Annotated in this window: 18 protein-coding genes and 4 pseudogenes; 16 read left to right on the forward strand and 6 right to left on the reverse strand. The window is 33.1% G+C overall.

Annotated features, from left to right (window positions below):
• Positions 1–12 precede the first annotated feature (12 nt).
• The 3 genes from JX000_RS00255 to JX000_RS00265 all read left to right on the forward strand — a co-directional run bounded on the left by JX000_RS00255 (position 13) and on the right by JX000_RS00265 (position 2,473).
• The gene (locus JX000_RS00255) at positions 13–1,251 is read left to right on the forward strand and encodes an ArgE/DapE family deacylase (protein WP_206140747.1); all 1,239 of its coding nucleotides are present in this window, start codon (positions 13–15) and stop codon (positions 1,249–1,251) included.
• Between the two features lie 97 nt (positions 1,252–1,348).
• Entirely contained in the window at positions 1,349–1,519 is a 171-nt protein-coding gene (locus JX000_RS00260) for a hypothetical protein (protein WP_186364168.1), read from the forward strand.
• A 219-nt stretch (positions 1,520–1,738) separates the two neighbouring features.
• Complete coding sequence (locus tag JX000_RS00265; RefSeq protein WP_145506257.1) at positions 1,739–2,473, forward strand: class I SAM-dependent methyltransferase; 735 nt, start codon at positions 1,739–1,741, stop codon at positions 2,471–2,473.
• A 341-nt stretch (positions 2,474–2,814) separates the two neighbouring features.
• Here JX000_RS00265 and isaB read toward each other — a convergent pair whose 3' ends face one another.
• Positions 2,815–3,324: an immunodominant staphylococcal antigen IsaB family protein gene (gene isaB / locus JX000_RS00270; protein ID WP_049425553.1), complete on the reverse strand. Its 510-nt coding sequence runs from the start codon at positions 3,322–3,324 to the stop codon at positions 2,815–2,817.
• Positions 3,325–3,608: 284 nt separating this feature from the next.
• Between isaB and JX000_RS00275 the strand changes: the two genes are divergently transcribed.
• Positions 3,609–4,541, forward strand: coding sequence for a hypothetical protein (locus JX000_RS00275; protein ID WP_206140748.1), 933 nt, complete (start codon positions 3,609–3,611; stop codon positions 4,539–4,541).
• A 125-nt stretch (positions 4,542–4,666) separates the two neighbouring features.
• Here JX000_RS00275 and JX000_RS00280 read toward each other — a convergent pair whose 3' ends face one another.
• Positions 4,667–5,704, reverse strand: coding sequence for a PTS sugar transporter subunit IIC (locus JX000_RS00280; protein WP_075777737.1), 1,038 nt, complete (start codon positions 5,702–5,704; stop codon positions 4,667–4,669).
• A gap of 305 nt (positions 5,705–6,009) precedes the next feature.
• Here JX000_RS00280 and JX000_RS00285 point away from each other — a divergent pair, with 305 nt between their 5' ends.
• The 6 genes and pseudogenes from JX000_RS00285 to JX000_RS00310 all read left to right on the forward strand — a co-directional run.
• Complete coding sequence (locus JX000_RS00285) at positions 6,010–6,231, forward strand: hypothetical protein (protein ID WP_002450216.1); 222 nt, start codon at positions 6,010–6,012, stop codon at positions 6,229–6,231.
• Positions 6,232–6,354: 123 nt separating this feature from the next.
• Positions 6,355–6,960, forward strand: a complete 606-nt coding sequence (locus JX000_RS00290) for an FMN-binding negative transcriptional regulator (protein WP_145506263.1) — start codon at positions 6,355–6,357, stop codon at positions 6,958–6,960.
• 54 nt (positions 6,961–7,014) lie between these two features.
• A complete protein-coding gene (locus JX000_RS00295; RefSeq protein ID WP_075777739.1) occupies positions 7,015–7,572 on the forward strand; it encodes a sugar O-acetyltransferase in 558 nt (185 codons plus the stop codon).
• A gap of 224 nt (positions 7,573–7,796) precedes the next feature.
• Entirely contained in the window at positions 7,797–9,158 is a 1,362-nt protein-coding gene (gene brnQ / locus JX000_RS00300) for a branched-chain amino acid transport system II carrier protein (protein ID WP_206140749.1), read from the forward strand.
• 161 nt (positions 9,159–9,319) lie between these two features.
• Entirely contained in the window at positions 9,320–10,675 is a 1,356-nt protein-coding gene (locus tag JX000_RS00305) for an MFS transporter (protein WP_145506266.1), read from the forward strand.
• Between the two features lie 339 nt (positions 10,676–11,014).
• A pseudogene (locus JX000_RS00310) lies at positions 11,015–11,404 on the forward strand (acetamidase/formamidase family protein); the annotation flags it as partial.
• Here the strand turns inward: JX000_RS00310 and JX000_RS00315 are convergent.
• The 3 genes and pseudogenes from JX000_RS00315 to arcA all read right to left on the reverse strand — a co-directional run.
• Positions 11,394–12,026 (reverse strand): annotated as a pseudogene (locus JX000_RS00315) (amino acid permease); the annotation flags it as partial. The pseudogenes JX000_RS00310 and JX000_RS00315 sit on opposite strands and share 11 nt — an antisense overlap.
• Before the next feature lie 110 nt (positions 12,027–12,136).
• Positions 12,137–13,144, reverse strand: a complete 1,008-nt coding sequence (argF, locus tag JX000_RS00320) for an ornithine carbamoyltransferase (protein WP_145506269.1) — start codon at positions 13,142–13,144, stop codon at positions 12,137–12,139.
• A 54-nt stretch (positions 13,145–13,198) separates the two neighbouring features.
• A pseudogene (gene arcA / locus JX000_RS00325) lies at positions 13,199–14,433 on the reverse strand (arginine deiminase).
• A 436-nt stretch (positions 14,434–14,869) separates the two neighbouring features.
• Between arcA and JX000_RS00330 the strand changes: the two are divergent.
• The 6 genes and pseudogenes from JX000_RS00330 to JX000_RS00355 all read left to right on the forward strand — a co-directional run bounded on the left by JX000_RS00330 (position 14,870) and on the right by JX000_RS00355 (position 20,396).
• Entirely contained in the window at positions 14,870–15,346 is a 477-nt protein-coding gene (locus tag JX000_RS00330; protein ID WP_050969492.1) for an arginine repressor, read from the forward strand.
• 386 nt (positions 15,347–15,732) lie between these two features.
• Positions 15,733–17,184, forward strand: coding sequence for a SulP family inorganic anion transporter (locus tag JX000_RS00335; RefSeq protein ID WP_075777778.1), 1,452 nt, complete (start codon positions 15,733–15,735; stop codon positions 17,182–17,184).
• 86 nt (positions 17,185–17,270) lie between these two features.
• Positions 17,271–17,801: a GNAT family N-acetyltransferase gene (locus tag JX000_RS00340; RefSeq protein WP_124228014.1), complete on the forward strand. Its 531-nt coding sequence runs from the start codon at positions 17,271–17,273 to the stop codon at positions 17,799–17,801.
• Between the two features lie 260 nt (positions 17,802–18,061).
• Entirely contained in the window at positions 18,062–18,760 is a 699-nt protein-coding gene (locus JX000_RS00345) for a YqcI/YcgG family protein (protein ID WP_241004990.1), read from the forward strand.
• Positions 18,735–19,241 (forward strand): annotated as a pseudogene (locus tag JX000_RS00350) (HAD family hydrolase); the annotation flags it as partial. The gene JX000_RS00345 and the pseudogene JX000_RS00350, both read left to right, overlap by 26 nt.
• 3 nt (positions 19,242–19,244) lie before the next feature.
• Entirely contained in the window at positions 19,245–20,396 is a 1,152-nt protein-coding gene (locus tag JX000_RS00355; protein ID WP_206140750.1) for an MFS transporter, read from the forward strand.
• A 139-nt stretch (positions 20,397–20,535) separates the two neighbouring features.
• On the opposite strand, the gene JX000_RS00360 is transcribed toward JX000_RS00355, so the two are convergent.
• The gene (locus JX000_RS00360) at positions 20,536–20,781 is read right to left on the reverse strand and encodes a DUF3923 family protein (RefSeq protein WP_145506280.1); all 246 of its coding nucleotides are present in this window, start codon (positions 20,779–20,781) and stop codon (positions 20,536–20,538) included.
• Positions 20,782–20,859: the final 78 nt, after the last annotated feature.

Here is a 20,859-nt window from a genome sequence, read left to right on the forward strand (position 1 = left end):
GGAGTATTTGACATGAGTGTATTTACAAAAGAGGACCATTTACAAATTTTAAAAGATATCGTAGAAATCAAAACAGTGAATGATAATGAAATAGAAGTAGCAAAATATTTAAAAGATTTATTAGAAAAGCATGGTATCAAAGCAGATATCGATGAAATTAAAGGTCATAACAATCGTGCTAACCTAATTGCTTCCATTGGTGAAGGTCATCCAGTCGTGGCGATTTCAGGACATATGGACGTGGTATCAGAAGGCGATTCTAATAATTGGCAATTCCCACCATTTGAATTAACAGAACAAGATGGCTATTTATATGGCCGTGGTACATCAGATATGAAAGCAGGCCTAGCTGCACTAGTCATTGCGATGATTGAAATTGATCAAAGTGGCGCGTTAAAACAAGGTACTATCAAGTTAATGGCGACAGCTGGAGAAGAAATGCAACAATTAGGTTCAGAACAGTTATATAAAGAAGGCTATATGGATGATGTGGATGCATTAGTCATTGCTGAACCATCCGAATCAGGTATTGTCTATGCGCATAAAGGTTCTATGGATTATCAAATTGTATCTCGCGGACAAGCAGCACACAGTTCTATGCCTGTGGTTGGACAAAATGCGATTAAACCATTACTAGATTTTGTACGAAATATTGATGAGGAATACGAAGACATTAGAAAAGAATTACAGTGTGAACAATTTGATTTCAAACATGTGATTGAGAGAATAAAAGGACGTGTGGGTGACAAAGTTGAGGAAGAAGAAATCGAGCGCGTCATTAATGGATTGGTAATTAACCATACAATTATTCAAGGTGGCAACCAAGTCAATTCTGTACCTGATATGGTAACAACAGACTATAACATTCGTACCGTTCCAGAGTTTAATAATGATCAAGTAAAAGCTTTATTTAAAAAGCATATTGAACAGATTAATAATGAAGGCGGTCAACTGGAAGAAGATATGTACTTAGACTTAGATCCTGTACTTACAACAGGGGAAAATCGTTTAATCGCGCTAGGTCAACAAGTGGCAGCCAATATTTTCAAGAGAGATGTCGTTGCAACACCAACAGTTGGTGTGACTGACGCATCTAATTTACTACGTGATAAAGATGAACATTTCTCATTCTTAATGTTTGGCCCAGGTACAGTACCACATCAAGTCAATGAACATGTGAATAAAGAAACATATCATCAATTCGTTGATTATTATATTGAATTATTAACATCTTATTTAAATGAAGCTTAAATAAACATATATAGGAGTAGCTATTGATTGCGTGATACACGTATGATCAGAGCTACTCCTTTTATACTATGATAATAAGAGTGGCGTAGAAAATAGAATGAGTAAGAGGATATTTAAAACACCTAATAAAATGACAGTTAATTTGTGTTTACATTTTGAAAGTAAGGCTAAATGGATGATTAAAGTCATGAAAATAAGACTAGCGCCTGGCCAATACCAAAACGAGAATGTAGAATTGTTAAATAAATTAGTGAAAAAGGTCGTATAAACGATAAATAAGTTCAATACTGTTAAAATAATTGAAGTGACATATAGTAAGCGGATGTTGGTCATGATGTTTATCCTTTCTAATCATGTTGTTATATTAATATCATATTATATATGGTTAGTACTCAAATTTCAAATCAATTTAATTATTAAATTATATAAAGTGAAGGCAATTTGGCTATAGGAAAATCGAAAGTTTTTCAAAAAAGGAGAGAGATGTATGAATGAACGTAATGAGGTTATCATCAAGTTGCTAGATAGAGCAGATATTAAACCAGGCATGCGTATATTAGATATTGGATGTGCGACTGGGGAAGTCACTCAATTAGTAGCTGAACGCGTTGGATTGCAAGGTGAAGTCATTGGTATTGATATGAATCAAACACTATTGGAAAAAGCAGTTGAAAATAATCAATATGATCACGTGTCTTACCAGCACTATGATATTTATCAATTACCAGAAGCATTAGGCCAATTTGATGTCATTATTGGGAGAAGGGTGCTCATGTATTTACCAGACGTGGCATGGGCGTTACGTATATTAAAGGACTTCTTAAAACCTGAAGGAATATTCTGCTTTCAGGAAAGTGATGCTATCAATGGCGGTACGGGTGCAGATGAACTGCCACTACATCAAACAGCGATACAGTGGATATGGCAAACTGTAGCGCAAGAAGGTGGCGATATTCATATCGGTCAAAAACTATATAATTTGTTGAATGATATAGGTATGAAAGACATTGATTACTTTGCGGAAGCGGTCATTCACACATCCGACGACAATGATTTAGAATGGCTTGTTGGTATTATGCTACCAAGAATGAAGGCACATCATATTGTGGACGAGACCTTCTCAATAGAAACGTTCAAAGAAGAATTAAAAGCAGAGGCACAACATAATCATAGTGCCTTCATAAGAGATATGGCATACGGAATTATAGGGAAAATGAAGTGATAAAGAAGGGAGAGGGACAGAAATAAAATTTTCTTAAAATTTATTTCGTTGTCCCACCCCGGCAAGGTTGACTAGAAATGAAAAAGCTTGGTACATTAGACCGTCTTTGTAATTTATTACTTAGACGGTTTTATGCATGAACTTTAGTTCATGTATACCTCTAAAGCTTAATTTGAACACATGAGTCAATACGCATGTGTAAGTCATTCTAATTTCTATAAGAAAAAGAATGACTTTACAGTCAACTACTGCCTAAACATAAATGTAACTTGAAGTATATATTTATGTCCTAGCTTCTCTTTTATATATGGAAGGTATAATATTAACTAGCTATAAGATGTTTATGATACATTGGCTTTAGTGACATATCCGTTTTCAATTGCAAACGCAATATGACCTTTGCCTACTTGATAACTATAAATGCCATCGCCTTTCTTTTTAGCAGGTCCTGTTAATGGATTTTGATAATCATAGTTATTACCATATTTTTGTTTCACTTGTTTTAAGCTAATTGAGTTTGGTTTTACTTTAATATCTACATTGTTTGCTTTGTGATTTTTATACTGTTGGAATGTTTGATCATAAATGACTTTAGAATTCGTTGGTGCTTGATATTTACCGCTAACTTTAACACCGTTGAACTCTAAATTATCCGCTTTTAAACCATTATAGAATGATTGGCTCAATACAAAGTTACCTCCTGAAGCAGTGTAACCGTTATATTTATACCAATACTGTGATGACGCCGCGTGTGCTTGGTGAGATGATACATTATCTGTAGAAACGCTTACTCCTAGTGCTGTGCCTAATACAATACTTCCCGCAACAAAAGTTTTAGTTAATTTCTTCATAAAGCATCACTCCTATATAATTTTCGGTAGTGAAAACGCTACCAACTTTAAAGTACAACAAAATTATAAAAGATTCAAATTTAAAGTATAAAATGATTGTCGATTTTAGCAATATAACTATTAATTTTAAAAATACATTTTTGTATATACGGTATAAATATAAATAATTTCTGTTTGTTGGCCATATTTTTATAAAAATATAGTATAATTGCCTCGTATAAAGAAGTAGTAATAATATATATTTGGGAATTTTTGAAAAAACATTAAACAAAGGGGATTTATCATTGAAGAAATTTTTATTTTTAAGTGGAACAGCATTATTACTTTTGTCAGCTTGTAACAATGGCGATTCATCTAGTGATTCAAAAGGAGCATCGAAAGTAGAAGATACACAAAAGAGTGAAGACAGTAAAAAAGGGAACGATTCTAAGTCATCATCAAGTAAAGAAAGTTCAAGTCACTCAAGCAAGTCTAAACAATCATCTACGAATGATATTTCGAATCTATCTGAAAAGGAAAGAATAGCGTTAATCTTTTTAGCAAATGAATCTGGAAAATATACATTAACCAAAAATGATATTTTAACAGGTAGATACACGACGCAAATGTCAGATGAGAAAAAGACACAAGAATTAAAACATTTTGCAGTAAGTAGGGAAACACAACAAATTTCAGGTGCACCTAATGGTATGAAATTTTATGCTGTGTCACCCTCAATCGCTCAATTTGCAACTGTAATCGGTGTAAGTGATGATAAAATTTATTTAGGTGGGACTCAAAGCCCAATCCCTTCATATAAAGATGCGTTGAAATTTGGTGAAGAACACAATACTAAAGAAGTTTATGATAAATACAAAGATTCTAATGAGTTTAAGCAAGTAGCTAATAAGATTAATCTTTACGATAAAATGCCAACATTCTCTGACGACGAAAGTGATGATTCAAGTTCAGACGACAATAGTTCATCTGATAGTAGTTCAGATTCTGAAGAAGTGACACGTGATAATGTCATTGATAAAGTAGAATCTTACGAAGGTGAAAAGTTAGATACAGATACGTATACATTTAAAGAACCTGAAAAAACAATTGATGGTAAATGGGGATTCTCATATGATGATAAAGACGGTAATTTAGCCGGCTCATATACTGTTGATACAGATGATGGTTATGTGACTAAATTTGATGAAAATGGTGACAAAATCGGTTCAGGATATTAGGACTTGAATTAAATTAGAAAAGTTCGCTAAATTTGTAAAACTTTGTGTAAATATTGATTGTTAATAAGATATAAAAATAACTCCCAGCCGCGATAACAATCGCATGGTTGGGAGTTGTTTTTGTATTATGAGTGTTTCGTATTTTTTTGCCAAGGCATTGGTATGTGTAAGTGCATTAAATCGAATTTTTTAATAAGTGTACCAATAATAAAGGCGAGTACTAGACTTGTGATAGCTACGGCAATAATTGTAATCGCTGATGAAACTGGATTGTTAAAGCCAAATAAGACAATCGCGCCTGCAATAGGTGTTGCCATACCAGTGACACCTATTTTAAGTCCACTAAATGCAATAATACAAGCATTGACCATACCGATAAGAGCATTCGTACCGTATAAAACGGGTGCATATCTAACGATTAAATCAATTTGTGTTAAAGGCTCGATAAAGACTGCAAATCGATTTGGTTTTTCGCCAATTTTCAAAATGTTGAATAATGTGAAGTTTACAAATGACGCACCTGTACAAGTAATAGCACCAATGGCCATTGGGAGTCCTGTAAGGCCTAAGATACTTGCGAGCACCATTGAACTTAATGGCGTCATACTTGTAACTGGAATAATTAAGCCTAAGATGATCGCTAGAGCATATGGACTACTGTCGCCAACTGAGTTCACGGCACCTGCAATTTGATTTAATACGGCTGTAACTCCTGGATTAATCAGTGATGCAAGTCCATATACTAATGCCGGTGCAATGAGTATCACTGCGATTAAATCTAAACCTTCAGGCACTTTCTTCTGAATCAATTTAATAATAAATGCAACTATATATGAAGCGATAAATGCTGGTAATAAACTGAAATCCTTTAATACAAGACCGACGATAATAGCGAAGACAGGTGATACACCTAAATTGATACATGCGAGTATACCTACCGCAATACCACCTAGACTACCCGCAAGGTCCCCGATGTCTTGTAAGAATTTAATATGTAAGATACCACCGATTGCATAACTTAAGAATGCTTGGGGTAGGAATGTGGCACAAGCAGCACCAGATAAAGCTTGTAAGCCTTCCTTACCGTATGGTGCGAATTTAAGGAACAATGTCATAATGACCAACACAATAACGAGTGTTCCGACGCCTAATATAATATTCATGTCATTAAACCCCTTTAGTAGAAATAAGAATTGTTCTATAAAAAATCATTTGACAATTGTAACATAATGTTCAAAAAATTAAATCGTCCACAAACCATTATTAATCAATATTTAATTTTTTTGAAAATTCAAATGAAATGACTCTAACCTCCTTTTATAGCAACGTCGAGGGAATGTAAATGAAACAATATACTTCAATATTCAAAATAATATTTTTAACAATATAGACAAAAAAGATGGCAATTTACATGAATAAAATGATGATTTGGGGTATATAATAAACACGTAAAGAGGGGGAGATAGTCATGAAATTTTTTAAACTAGATTATCAACATCATAAAGATATTGTAGATGATAATGTGTTAACAATGTTTGTGCTTGCAAAAGATAAAGATGAAGTGGAAGCATTCGCAAAGAAATTAGGGTATGCGGTCGAAAATATTAAGAAATTAACTGAAAAAGAATTCGAACATGAAAAAGAAGTGACAGAACATTATAGATTAGAACATGCAGATCAATATTTATAATGTTGTAATACGACAATTGAGGTATTAAAACGAGGAGCTGTGGATGATTGATCTACAGCTTTTTGAATATAAAAAAGAGTCGATGATGAATAAGATGAATTCATTAAAAGGGTGTGTTACATCATGTATATTGGTAAGCATTCACAAATCAATGATTATGAAGAAATAAAACGATTTATGCAGCACAACAATTTTGCGACGATCGTAATGAGTGACGGTATTAAGCCTATCGCGTCACATATTCCCGTGATGATTTCAGAACAAGATGATCAATTAGTAATCACAGGACATTTAGCGAAACATAATGAATTGGTACAAATGATAGAACATAACGCACATGTATTAGTGATCTTCCAAGGACCAGACGCCTATATTTCCTCTACATGGTACGAGACAGAAGATGTACCGACATGGGATTATCAAAGTATGCATGTATATGGTGAAGGACGATTATTGAATCAAGATGAACTAGTATCTGATTTGAAACAATTATTGAATCACTATGAAGGTCACAAAGATGATGGTGCAACTTGGAATCATTTATCAGAAGATACTAAGAAACAAATCAATGGGATTGTCGGATTTCAAGTTAAAGTGAATGACATAGAAGCGGCATATAAACTTAGTCAAAATAGAAGTAAGCAGGAAAAAGTAAATATTGTTAAGCAATTAAAGACGTCGGGCAATCAAAAGGAAAGTAAAATTGCTAATGAAATAGAGAAATATTAAGACATTATTTTATAGAATTCATGAATAACATAAACTTGGGAGGATTAGGTAGCAATGAGAGAAATAGACAAATTAGATAAAGGTATGCCGTATCATTTTGATGATGAGGAAGTGGCGGCACGTAAAGCTAGAGCAGCACAATTATGCCAAGAATTTAATGCCATTCCTGCTACAGAACCGGCACAACAAGAAAGTAAAATCCGCCAAATATTAGGCTCTGCTGGTGAAAACATTTCATTCCAAGCGACATTCAATTGTGATAACGGGAAAAATATACATGTCGGACATGACGTCTTAACAAACTATAACCTTACCATTCTAGATATAGCGCCAGTGAATATTGGGAACCATGTGATGATAGGTCCTAATGTCGATATTTATACTGTTAACCATCCATTAAGCGCAAAAGGAAGACGAGAGTATTTAGCTCAAGCAAGTCCTGTAAATATAGGCGACGATGTTTGGATAGGTGGCAAAGTCACGATTACTCCAGGAGTGACTATTGGAAATAATGTAGTGATTGCCTCAGGTGCAGTAGTCACAAAGGATATCCCAGATAATACCCTTGCGGCAGGTGTACCGGCAAAAGTCATTAAAGAATTAGAAGAATAGCAGTTTGATAACTGATTGATAAAACAAATATATGAGAATGAAGTACTATACAAATGGTGTATAGTACTTTTTTTAAAAATATCACTCAATGTGTTATTTTACATTTTATAAAGTAATAATGATGTATTATTGTCTAATTTTTTAAAATTTTCTTGTTATTTACATTTTTCCTTTACAAAATATAATGTATAATAAATAAAAAATAACTAGGAGAATAAACAGACATGATGAAAAACAAATTGACTTTAAAAGAGAACATTTTTATCGGATCAATGCTATTTGGTTTATTCTTTGGTGCTGGGAATATTATTTTCCCAATTCATCTTGGACAAACAGCAGGATCAAACGTATTTATTGCCAATTTAGGCTTTTTAATTACTGCTATCGGATTACCGTTTTTAGGTATTATCGCTATCGGTATGTCTAAAACAAACGGTATTTTTGAAATTACATCAAGAGTTAGTAAAACATATGCATACATATTTACGATTGGTTTGTATCTAGTCATTGGACCATTCTTTGCGTTACCTAGGTTAGCAACAACATCTTTTGAAATTGCATTTTCACCATTCATTTCACCTGATGTTGCGAAGATTTACTTACCGATCTTTAGTATTATCTTCTTCTTATTAGCTTGGTTCTTTGCGAGAAAGCCGTCTAAAATTTTAGATTACATAGGTAAATTTTTAAATCCAGTCTTTTTAGTTTTATTAGGTATTGTTGTAGTCTTAGCGTTCATCCATCCATTAGGTGGGTTAACGAATGCGCCTGTGAGTGCAGATTACGATAAGAGTCCATTACTTAAAGGATTCATTGATGGTTATAACACGTTAGATGCATTAGCATCATTAGCCTTTGGTATTATTATTGTATCTACGATTAAAAAGTTAGGTATCACAAATCCTAACAGCATCGCCAAAGAAACATTTAAATCAGGAACTATCAGTATTGTATTAATGGGTATTATCTATAGTTTACTTGCGTTTATGGGTACAATGAGTATCGGTAAATTTAAAGTGAGTGAAAATGGTGGTATTGCATTAGCTCAAATCGCGAGACACTATCTTGGAGATTACGGAATTATCGTATTATCTCTAATCGTAATTGTCGCATGTTTAAAAACAGCGATTGGTTTAATCACTGCTTTCTCTGAAACATTTACAGAGTTATTCCCGAAACGTAGTTACTTAATGTTTGCGACAGTGGTAAGTATCTTAGCATGTATTTTTGCTAATGTTGGTTTAACTAAAATCATTATGTATTCAACGCCAGTATTGATGTTCATTTATCCATTGGCTATTACAATTATTTTATTAACTTTAGTAAGTCCATTATTCAATCATTCGAAAATTGTATATCGATTTACGATTTTCTTCACAATGATCGCGTCATTTATCGATGGTGTTAAGGCTAGTCCAGAGCCATTTTTGAAAACATCATTCGCTAAATTTATCATTTCATTAGGTGAAAAATACCTACCATTCTTTGATATTGGTATGGGTTGGATTCTACCGGCATTAACCGGATTTATCATTGGATTGATTGTTTATAAAATCCGCTCGAATAAGTCAACGACAACAGAATAATTGACTATATAGCGTCTATCTTACATTTGAGATAGACGCTATTTTTTTAAAACAATAACAGAGCGACAGCGTATGACTTAAATAAATATTTATTTGCGCTTAACAATAAGTTAATAATCATTAATTACGCTTAATCTAAAATAAAATAAGGGATGGTTAATATGGAAATTGTGAAGTCAAAGCAAGATTTATATCGAATCATTGATGACGCGGACAAACAACATACATCCAATATGTTGTTATTGATGATATTAGGAACGATATTTTTAGATGCATATGATATTACCATTTTAGGAACGATGACAGACCAAATCACGAAAGAATTCAATTTATCTCCAACCATGCTATCATTCGTGATGACATCATTACCTGTAGGTGCATTAATTGGTGCGATTTTTGGAGGGACGCTCGCGCATCGATTTGGTAGAAAGCGTATCCTTTCAATATCATTGTTAATATTAATGATTACGTCTTTAGGTGCAGCATTTTCGCCTAATATTATGATCTTATTGATATTTAGATTTCTGATGGGCATTGCGATAGGTATGGACAGTCCAGTAGCGTTTACATTTATTGCAGAAATTAGTAACAAAGTCCAACGAGGTCGTAACGTTAACTACTGGCAAGTCGTATGGTACATAGCGATTGTGACATCGTCGTTAGTGGTCATTGCATTTTTCTTAATGGGAGCAGGAGAAACATTATGGCGTATGGCAGTTGGATTTGGTGCTTGTATTGCTTTAGTGCTATATATCATGCGATTAAAGTATTTACAAGAAAGTCCGACTTGGATTATTGATCACTTTTCACTTGAAAAGGCGACACACTATATTCAGAAACATTACGATGTGCAGTTGAAATTAGATGAAAGACAAGGAGAACATCAATCAAACGCACAACAACAATCATATAAAGTACTACTTAAAAAACCATATTTAAAGAGATTAACACTAGCAACAGCGATATCAACATTACAAGGTATGCAGTACTATGCAGTGGGATTATATATTCCAATTATTGCTAAATATATGATAAGTGAGGATAAGTTAGGGGTCTTATTTGGTACAGCAATTGTCAATGTTGCTGGTATCATCGGTGCGTACTTAGGTGCACAGTATACATATCGTCTAGGTACAAGAAAACTTACAATGATAGGTTTCGGTATTGTCTTATTTGTTATGATTGTAACAGGCCTATTTTACAATAACTTACCAATGGTGATTAATACATGTTTAATTGCATTGTTTTTATTCGGACATTCAGGTGGACCAGGAACGCAAGGTAAGACGATTGGTGCATTATCATTCCCAACACATTTACGTTCACAAGCGACAGGTATTGTGGAGTCAGTGAGTCGAACGGGTAGTATTATAGGAACGTTTGTATTTCCGATTATATTAGCAGCAGTCGGATTAAACCAAACGATGTTATGGATTGGTCTCGTACCACTAATCGGTCTTGTCATTACATTTGTATTGAAATGGGAACCTGTTGGTAAAAATGTTGAAGATGAATAATTTAAGTATAGGCTAGAAAGTGAATCAATGAGAGTATAATTGTATCAATCCACTATAAAGGTTGAAATGACAAAGGTTATAGAACTAAGGGTAAGACTTCCGTATGTCTGAAGGTAGACAAACGGAAGTCTTATTTATTGAGTATTTCTATATAACTTCCCCTCCCCTACTTCCTCTTGAATGTTCAAACATGTCCTTTTATATCATTTGTTTATCGTAATAATTCCAATTAATAAAAATATACACATTTTAATATATTTTGTAACTTTAATTGTGTTAATATTTAGATAACTTGATAATCAGTCATAATTAACTTTCATATGTAAGGGGGAAGGGCATATGCCTAAAAAGTTATTTAGTATTGATTTAAACAAGAAGATGGATCAACAAGCACATCCAGGACACAATCGATGGCATCCTGATATTCCAGCAGCATTTTCAGTAGATCCAGGAGAATCCTTTAGAATGGAATGCTTAGATTGGACAGATGGACAAGTAGCCAATAATGATGATCCAAGTGATATCAAACACGTGAACTTAAATCGTGTACATGTTTTAAGTGGTCCAGTGCATGTAAACAACGTACAACCAGGTGATTTACTTGTAGTAGATATCTTGGATATCGGTGTTTTTGATGAACATCAATGGGGGTTCAATGGTATTTTCGATAAAACAAATGGCGGCAGTTTCTTAGTTGACCATTATCCAAATGCACAGCAAGCATTGTACTTTTCACTTGGCCTAATGTATCACCCCAACTGAATATGCCAGTATCGCCACTTGTCATACCGTATAAACCAGCTTTAAAGGTCTCAAAGTTAAACGCAGCAATCATACATACGATGACAAGTAAGATAGGGATGAGTTTAGCAACAGTAACGATACTATTAATAAATGCAGCTGTTTCTACACCTTTTAAGATGAGATAATGCACGCCCCATAAAAGGATAGAAGCAACGATAATACTTGGTAAGGTATTTCCGCCTTTGAAGATCGGGAAGAAGTTACCGACTGCTGACATTAATAATGTGGCATAGGCCACGTTGCCTAGAAAGGCTGCAAACCAATAACCCCAAGCACTTGAAAATCCAATAAAATCACCGAACCCGGCTTGTGCATAACTATAGATACCACCGTCTAAGTCTTGTCTTTCATTCGTTAAATTCTGAAAGACAAAGGCTAGGGAAATCATACCAATTGCTGTGATAATCCAACCAATAATGATGGCTAAACCACCAGCTTGATTACCCATATCAGAAATAATGTTAAATGCACCGCCACCAATCATTGAACCAATGACGAGGCCAATCAAGGAGGTTTTACTTAATTTATTTCCATCTGATTCACTCATATGTCATGTCTCCTTTGAATAAATAAGCAGGTTCAGTTGTGATTCATATATAGGAGTTCAGTGATATGAGGGTATCGTAACCAAACCTGCGTCTTCTTTTTAATTGCAAACTATCCTAGCGTAGCTGCCATCACAGCTTTAATCGTATGCATACGGTTTTCTGCTTGATCGAATACTTTAGAATGTTTGCTTCTAAATATCTCGTCAGTGACTTCCATTTCAGATAAACCATAGTCATCTTTGATTTGTTGACCATATGTTGTATTCGTATCATGGAAGGCTGGTAAACAATGTAAGAAAATCGTGCTATCTTTACCAGTTTTATCGAACATAGCTCTATTAACTTGATAGTCTTTTAATAATTTAATACGTGATTCAAATTCACTTTCTTCACCCATAGATACCCACACGTCAGTGTAGATAACATCGGCATCTTTAACACCTTCGTCAATATTATCTGTAATTGTGATTGAACCACCGTCTTGTTTGGCACGTCTTTCTGCAATATCAACATAGTCTTGAGATGGGAAGAGTGCTTTAGGAGAACAAATTGTTACGTCTACACCAAGCATTGGTCCAGCCACAAGTAGTGAGTTAGCCACATTGTTACGTCCGTCACCCACATAAGTAAGTTTGATGCCATCTAAATCACCAAAGTTTTCTTTAACTGTCATGTAGTCAGCTAACATTTGTGTTGGATGCCATGCGTCCGTTAAACCATTCCATACAGGTACACCTGAATATTTAGCTAAGTCTTCAACCATCTCTTGTGAGAAGCCGCGGAATTCGATACCATCAAACATTCTTCCTAATACTTTAGCTGTGTCTTCAACAGATTCTTTTTTACCTAATTGGATATCATTTTTTCCTAAGAATTCAGGATGTGCACCTAAATCAATAGAGGCTACAGTAAAGGCTGCACGTGTACGTGTAGAATTCTTTTCAAATAATAGGGCGATATTTTTATGATCTAAATAACGATGTGGAATCCCTTTTTGTTTATAATCTTTTAAAGTAATAGCGAAATCGATTAAATCGCTAAATTCTTTTTTCGTAAAGTCATCTTCTTTTAATAAATGTCTACCTTTTAAGTTAAGTGGTTGTTGAATTTCTGACATGATTCATTCCTCATTTCTTTAAAATGTATTAGTAAAGTACATGTGTGTACTGAATTAAATATCTTCTCTATATAATGGTTGGCTCATACATCTTGGGCCCCCACGACCACGGACTAATTCACTACCTGTAATTTCAATAACTTTAATGCCTTTATCACGTAATAATTGGTTAGATACATAGTTTCGGTCGTAAGTTACGACAACCCCTGGACGGATAGTCAATGTGTTAGAACCGTCATTCCATTGTTCACGGGCACCATCGATAACGTCACCATTACCTGTTGGGATAAATTCGATATTGTCGATGTTAAGCGCATCTTCTAATGTTTCTTTTAATTTGTTTGAGTGCGTAATTTTAATGTCTTGACCTTGTTCATCTTTTTCAATGGTGAAGATGTTCATGTTATCTTCTTCTTTGAAAATCGCAGCATGCATTGTAAATTTGTCGTAGTCAATCATTGTAAATACTGTATCTAAATGCATAAATGTACGGCTGTTTGGAATTTCGATGGCAAGTACTTTAGTAAATGTAGATTGATCATCGAATAAAATTTGTCTTGCTAAGCGTTCGATAGCTTGTGCAGAGGTACGTTCAGAAATACCAACGGCAAGTACATCTTTAGATAGAATTAATTCATCGCCACCCTCAATATTGAATGGTGAATTTCGATCTAACCAAACTGGTACATCGTCGTTTTTGAATCTTGGGTGATATTTCAAAATATATGTCATGAAGATTGATTCACGACGACGGGCACGCCAATACATACGGTTGATAGTCATTCCTCTACCTACAGATGCTTGAGGATCTCTAGTGAAGTAAAGGTTTGGTATTGGATCGAGATAGAATGGATAGCGGTCATCCATATATTCTACGAGGTGATTCGTTTCTAATTGAATTTCTTCTTTACGTACACCAGCCATAATTTTTTCTACCAGTTCTTGATCATTTAATGTCGCGAATAGCTCTTTAATTTCTTTTTCATGACCGAGGACAGTCTTTTGAGATTCTTTTAAAATGTCATCGATAAATTGTTCGCGAACTGAGGCATCTGCAATGGCTTCTGCAGCTAGGTGTTCTAAATAATAACTTCGACACCTTCATCTCTAAGTACTTGCGCGAAATGGTCATGCTCTTCTTGAGCAACTTTCAAATAAGGAATATCGTCAAATAGCAATCCACTTAGATGATCAGGTACTAAATTTTCTAATTCTTTACCTGGTCGTTTAAGTAATACCGTTTTTAATTTGCCGATTTCACTGTTTACGTGGATAGGTCCTTTTTCCATTGTTATTTCCTCCTTTGATTTAATACATCTAGAGTATAAAGCGCTTTCAACATAGAGATTGAGAATCTTTTCACAATAATAATGTCGAATATCTCATATAAAATATTTATTCAATGCAATTTGATGATAGATTATGCAATATAAACGCATAAAACCTATAATTACATGTATATTAAGTTAATACGATAATAAATAATTAATATAATATGATTTTTTATTCGATTGAATGTATGGATAGTCATGCATGATTAATTAACTATAAATGTTAAATCTATCTATATTTTAAGAAGATTTTTATACATCAATATAAAACTTTTTATAAAAATTGTTATAAATGAGAAATACTTCACATATTGTATGAAGGAAATTTGATATGGTATTTGTGATGAAGTTTGTCTGTATTTTGTGAAATATGCAGATAAAGGAGTAAATAAATATGAGAAAAAGTAAACGATTGGATTTAATATCGACAATTGTGAAAGATAATGACATACGTTCAAAAGCCGAAATTGTGGACTATCTTGATAAACATTTTGGTATCAAATATAGTGTGGCAACGATTAGTAGAGATTTAAATGAACTTAAAATATATAAAATGCCTACCGCCAATAATGATCGATGTTACCGAAAGTTTAATGATAATGCTCAAAGCGAAGCGAAAACGAAACTCATAGCCTTTTACAATGATGAGATCGAAAAGGTCACAATTAAAGATCACTACCTTATTGTTAAAACATCGCCAGGATTTGCGCAAAGTGTGAACTTTTATATCGATCAGCTTAATTTAAATGAGGTATTAGGAACAGTTGGCGGTAATGATACGATATTAATATTAGTCAGTTCAGCCGATGTTACTGAATTTGTACATTATCAATTATTTGGACAGACGTATCAAGAAGAACTAAAGTCATGATTCATGTGACGTGATGTATATTAAAAGTCGATGACAAGTATCAAAATGAATTTTGCCATTGAAGCGTGCTTGATGTTATAATGCGTAAGGTTTCAATTCGACAAATAAAACGCGATTCAATTGATATATGTCATATAGTGAGTGGCACGTAGGATAGTCAATAAATAACAATACTAATGAGATGATAAGATAGCCACCTTCATGGGCGAGTGATGAAACCAAGTTGAATGACACAATGGTTTCTTACTCGCTCTATTTTATTGCGGAAAAAGTGGTGATGGCATATGTATGCAAAGTGCAAGTATATGCATATGTTACATACGTCAGGGGCGTAATATGCGTTTTATCAATATTGAATTTAAATAGTATGAAAAGGAGCGGATGTCATGGTAGATAATTGGAAAGTTCAGTGGTTTAATCAACCAATGAAAAATATACTAGCAGGTATTGTAGTGGCACTTGCTTTAATTCCAGAAGCGATTGCCTTTTCAATCATAGCGGGGGTGGACCCGATGATTGGTTTATATGCGGCGTTTATCATAGCGACAGTGACAGCGATTGTTGGTGGACGACCGGCAATGATTTCAGGTGCTACAGGTGCTGTTGCACTTGTTGTGACACCACTCGTGAAGGAACATGGCGTGGAATATTTATTTGCAGCGACGATTTTAATGGGATTGATTCAACTTGTCTTAGGTATTTTAAAAGTAGGAAGACTGATGAAGTTCATTCCACAATCCGTAATGATTGGTTTCGTTAATGCATTAGGTATTATGATCTTTCTATCTCAAATTGAGCATATTTTTAATATATCCATTGCGACTTACATTTATGTCATTATTACTTTATTAATCGTATATATTGTACCTAGATTCTTTAAAGCAATTCCTGCACCATTAATTGCGATTATTTTATTAACAGCATTATATATGTTTACAGGTGCCAATGTGCATACTGTTGGTGATTTAGGTACGATTAAACAGGCATTGCCTCATTTCATTATTCCACAAGTACCTTACACACTGGAGACATTACAAATCATCTTACCATTTTCAGTTTCAATGGCGATTGTAGGGTTAGTAGAAAGCTTACTCACTGCTAAAATTGTAGACGAATTTACAAATACTTATAGTAGTAAAAATAAGGAATCTCGTGGACAAGGTATCGCAAATATCATTACAGGATTCTTCGGTGGTATGGGTGGTTGTGCGATGATCGGACAATCTGTCATTAATGTGAAATCAGGTGCGACAAGTCGATTATCGACATTAACTGCAGGTGTAGTACTCATATTTATGATTATTGTATTAGGGGATTTAGTAGTGCAAATTCCAATGCCTATTTTAGCGGGAATTATGGTCATGGTATCTATTGGAACAGTAGACTGGCATTCCTTTAAATATATTAAAAATGCTCCAAAAACGGATGCCTTTGTGATGATTCTAACAGTTATTATTGTATTGATGACACATAATCTAGCCATTGGTGTTATCGTAGGTGTAGTATTTAGTGCACTCTTCTTCGCGACTAAGATTTCTAACGTGAATGTGACAACAGAGACGTTTGATGAGACGTTACATGTATACTTTGAAGGCCAAATTTTCTTTGTATCTATTGATTCCATGATGAACCAAATTGACTTTAATGTGGACCATTCAGTCATTGAATTAGACTTCAACCATGCACATTTATGGGATGATTCAGCAGTGAATGCGATTGATACTATCGTACAGAAATTCGAAGCCAATCATAATACCGTCTATGTGAAAAAGTTAAATTCAGATAGTAGAAAAATTATTTCCGAGCTAAGTCAAATTAATCATAACCAGTTGATTTAATCGACACTAGCTGTAAAATATAGAGGCAGTCATGACAGTAATTGTGTAACATATCAGCGCACTAACTATGATGAGGGGTGAATAGGATGAAATTCATCATCAGACAAGAGCAAAAAGAAGATTACCTGCAAACTGAAGAAGTAGTGAAAAAGGCTTTTGAGAATGAATCATATAGTGATCAAAGTGAGCACACATTGGTTGCGAAATTACGAAAGTCAGAGGCATTTGTTCCAGATTTATCATTAGTCGCTGTAAATGAAGATAAAATCATAGGACATATATTATTATCTAAAATTTTGATTGATACTGAGGATAAGAAAGTAGAATCTTTAGCATTAGCACCTATTTCTGTTTTACCCGAATATCAAAATAAAGGTGTAGGTCAAAAATTAATACAACAAGCTTTAACCATTGCAGAGATCCTTGATTTTGAATCAGTCATCGTTATGGGGCACGAAGCATATTATCCGAAATTTGGTTTCAAAAAAGCATCTCATTGGGGCATACAAGCGCCTTTTGAAGTACCAGATGAGTTATTGATGGCAATTGAATTAAAAGATAGTGCTTTAAATCATGCTTCAGGTATCATCCAATATCCAAACGTATTTTTTGAATGATGAGGTTGAGATTGATAATGGTATGTAAAAAACATAATGTAGATTGGTATATAAAAGAATAAATATATGATCATAGAAACTATAATTTGACTCCTGTTAACTTCATGTAACGGGAGTCTTTTTTTATCTAACTGATTTTTTGGCTAATACTGTGATTTCAATAGAAATTATAATTATATTAAAAAAGTATAAGAGATTATTTGAAAATTCCAGGTTTTTAGTTACAATATAGACGAACAATATTTTAAAGGAGTGTTTAAATGTTCGTTTCTCAAAGCCGCATTGGAAGAATAGAAAATCGTTGCGAGTGGTTGAATCGAGAAATTAAACAATCTAAAGAAGTTATAGAATCGAAAGGATTTCCATGTGTATTTGGCGTACAAGGACATAAAAAGGAAGTTCACTTTTATTCTGCATTAAATTATCCATATAGTCCTGAAGAATTATCTAAAGATATAGATCTTTATTTAAATGAATTAAAAAAGATGCCTAAAAAAGATAGGGGCATTTCTGGATTGTTAGTATATTTTGAACCAATTGGCAATATGAGTATACATGCAAAGCAGTTTATGGTTTGGCAACTTCTTTCATCAATGAAAAATAAGTATGGATATAAAAAGGATAATATTGATAATAATCCTTTAGACGATGGTTATGCGTATCGCTTTAAAAATGAATTGTGGTTTATTAATTTTAGTTCTAATAGTTATAGACACAGAAAATCAAGAAATTTAGGTGCTTTTATAACATTAGCAATGCAAACTCTTAGTAAATCAGATGAATATTTTAATTACAATATGAAAACTAAAGCTAAAGCACAAAAAAATGTTAGAAAATTAGCAGAGAAATATGATGGTTGTCCAGTACATTCTGGTTTAGGACCTGTTATTGGTTCAGGAAAATTTTTACCAGCTAAATTATCTTATTTTATAGGGGATACCTATAGAAAAATCCTTTGATTTAATGAGTGAAAAAAGTTTAACTGAAAATGAATTGAATCAATTAATGGAGTTATTTAGAAGATATTATAAAGAAACAGAAACATTATATTTGAATATTTTTGACGGAATGACAGAACAACTCGCAGAGCTCCATGAAAAATATAAGTTGTTTGTAGTATCTAGTAAAAAAACAGATGTATTAAAACGAAATCTAAAAAAATTGAAAGTTGAACATTTCTTTTTAGAAGTTATAGGTTCGGATAAGGTTGAAAACTATAAACCTTCCCCCGATGGAATATTATATATATTAAATAAATATAACTTGCATCGTAATCAAACGATATATATAGGTGATGCAGTTTTCGATATAAAAATGGCTAATAATGCTAATATAGATTCTTGTGCTGTAACTTGGGGAAGCCATGATGTTGAAGAATTAAAACGTGAAAATCCTACATTCATTATTACAAATGTTCACCAACTAGATTTTGAGGAATAGTATATGGCCATCAGTAAAAGAATAACAATTATTGGATTTTTAACAATGTTTATCGTAGGTGTATCAGATTTGATAGTCGTTGGTATGTTAGGTGAAATGAGTAAGGAATTTCATGTAAGTAAAGCTTTGATAGGTCAATTGGTCACTTTATATGCTATTGCTTTTTCGATATTAAGTCCTATCTTAACGAAACTCACAAAAAATATAAATGATAAAAACATCTTAGTGTATGGTTTGATTATTTTTATTCTGTTAACTTTAATGACTACGATAATTAGAAATTACATTTTGTTGTGTTTAGTTAGAATTGTATTAGCAGGTGTCGCTTCATTAATAACAGTAAAGTTAATGGCAACAGGTGCCAACATTGTTCCAGAAGAATATAAAGCTTCTGTAATTGCTAATATATATGTTGGATTTAGTGCTGCAAACATATTAGGTATACCATTAGGTACGCTAATAGCTTCTCAGTATAATTGGAAACTTCCATTTTATTTAATCGCAATTATAACTTTTTTATGTTTATTAGGTGTATTGTATTTTATACCTCATAAAACCGAAGATCAAAGTGTTAATAATACTGAATATAAAGTAATTAATTATAAAGGTATCATATTGATACTTGTTTTTTTACTATTAATGATGGTTTCTAATAGTATATTGTTTACATATATCGAGCCTTTAGTAAAAAGCAACGGTCATAGTATCTTTATTGTAAGTTTATGTTTATTCCTTTCAGGTATTGCAGGTGTACTAGGATCAAAATTAGGTAATAGTTTGTCGGAGAAAAAAGGATACAATATAGCTGGAAATATAATTATTGGGGTATACACAATCGCTATTATATTCATTTGGTTCGCCGGTGGAAATGTTTTAATTCTTACTTTATGTGTATTTATATGGAATTTATTTCATTGGGGAACAAATCCAACAGTTCAATATGCATTACTTAAATTTTTACGAGGAGACCCGAGTCAAATATTAAGTTATGATATCTCAGTATTAAATTTAGGAATAGGATTAGGTTCATTTATAGGGGGGATATTATATTATATAGATTATCATTTTAATTTATCTTTAATGATTTCAATCATATTAGCAGTTTGTTCATCAATAATTTTAAAAATGGTGGTTCGCTCAGAGTATATGAAATAAATATTAAAGATTATAAATGGAGTTTCACTGTTTTAATCTCATTCATCAAAATAATTTAAATACTTATTCATATAAAAAAGCAATTTCTATTCGAAGTGGATAGAAATTGCTTTTTGTTTTGAATGTATAAAACTAAATATTAATGTAATGCTTGATTCTTTTGCTTTTTTGAAATTACAATATTAGCGAGTAACCATGCTATTTGCACTATAAACGGAATTAAAAAAGCAAATCCTAACACACCTAGATTAACTAACTTTAGTTCGGTTGTTTGTGTTACGCCAGCTGCATCTACATTTCTATTCCACACCATAAACGCGAAAAAGATGAAAGTTATAATTTCTAGAATACTCATTATCCACCAAGAAATCCATGAAATTTTCATTTTATTCACCTCAACTTAGTTACTTTTAGATTAACATAACTAAGTTAATTTTCTGAAATGATATTTCATAAGCCCCCT

This window comes from Staphylococcus sp. SB1-57 (assembly GCF_017086425.1).
Classification (GTDB): domain Bacteria; phylum Bacillota; class Bacilli; order Staphylococcales; family Staphylococcaceae; genus Staphylococcus; species Staphylococcus warneri_A.

Excerpts from the sequence above, each read along its gene's own strand:
- JX000_RS00255 (WP_206140747.1), top strand. The coding sequence starts at position 13 with ATGAGTGTATTTACAAAAGAGGACCATTTACAAATTTTAAAAGATATC.
- JX000_RS00260 (WP_186364168.1), top strand. The coding sequence starts at position 1,349 with ATGAGTAAGAGGATATTTAAAACACCTAATAAAATGACAGTTAATTTG.
- JX000_RS00265 (WP_145506257.1), top strand. The coding sequence starts at position 1,739 with ATGAATGAACGTAATGAGGTTATCATCAAGTTGCTAGATAGAGCAGAT.
- isaB (WP_049425553.1), bottom strand. The coding sequence starts at position 3,324 with ATGAAGAAATTAACTAAAACTTTTGTTGCGGGAAGTATTGTATTAGGC.
- JX000_RS00280 (WP_075777737.1), bottom strand. The coding sequence starts at position 5,704 with ATGAATATTATATTAGGCGTCGGAACACTCGTTATTGTGTTGGTCATT.
- JX000_RS00285 (WP_002450216.1), top strand. The coding sequence starts at position 6,010 with ATGAAATTTTTTAAACTAGATTATCAACATCATAAAGATATTGTAGAT.
- JX000_RS00290 (WP_145506263.1), top strand. The coding sequence starts at position 6,355 with ATGTATATTGGTAAGCATTCACAAATCAATGATTATGAAGAAATAAAA.
- JX000_RS00295 (WP_075777739.1), top strand. The coding sequence starts at position 7,015 with ATGAGAGAAATAGACAAATTAGATAAAGGTATGCCGTATCATTTTGAT.
- brnQ (WP_206140749.1), top strand. The coding sequence starts at position 7,797 with ATGATGAAAAACAAATTGACTTTAAAAGAGAACATTTTTATCGGATCA.
- JX000_RS00305 (WP_145506266.1), top strand. The coding sequence starts at position 9,320 with ATGGAAATTGTGAAGTCAAAGCAAGATTTATATCGAATCATTGATGAC.
- argF (WP_145506269.1), bottom strand. The coding sequence starts at position 13,144 with ATGTCAGAAATTCAACAACCACTTAACTTAAAAGGTAGACATTTATTA.
- JX000_RS00330 (WP_050969492.1), top strand. The coding sequence starts at position 14,870 with ATGAGAAAAAGTAAACGATTGGATTTAATATCGACAATTGTGAAAGAT.
- JX000_RS00335 (WP_075777778.1), top strand. The coding sequence starts at position 15,733 with ATGGTAGATAATTGGAAAGTTCAGTGGTTTAATCAACCAATGAAAAAT.
- JX000_RS00340 (WP_124228014.1), top strand. The coding sequence starts at position 17,271 with ATGAAATTCATCATCAGACAAGAGCAAAAAGAAGATTACCTGCAAACT.
- JX000_RS00345 (WP_241004990.1), top strand. The coding sequence starts at position 18,062 with ATGTTCGTTTCTCAAAGCCGCATTGGAAGAATAGAAAATCGTTGCGAG.
- JX000_RS00355 (WP_206140750.1), top strand. The coding sequence starts at position 19,245 with ATGGCCATCAGTAAAAGAATAACAATTATTGGATTTTTAACAATGTTT.
- JX000_RS00360 (WP_145506280.1), bottom strand. The coding sequence starts at position 20,781 with ATGAAAATTTCATGGATTTCTTGGTGGATAATGAGTATTCTAGAAATT.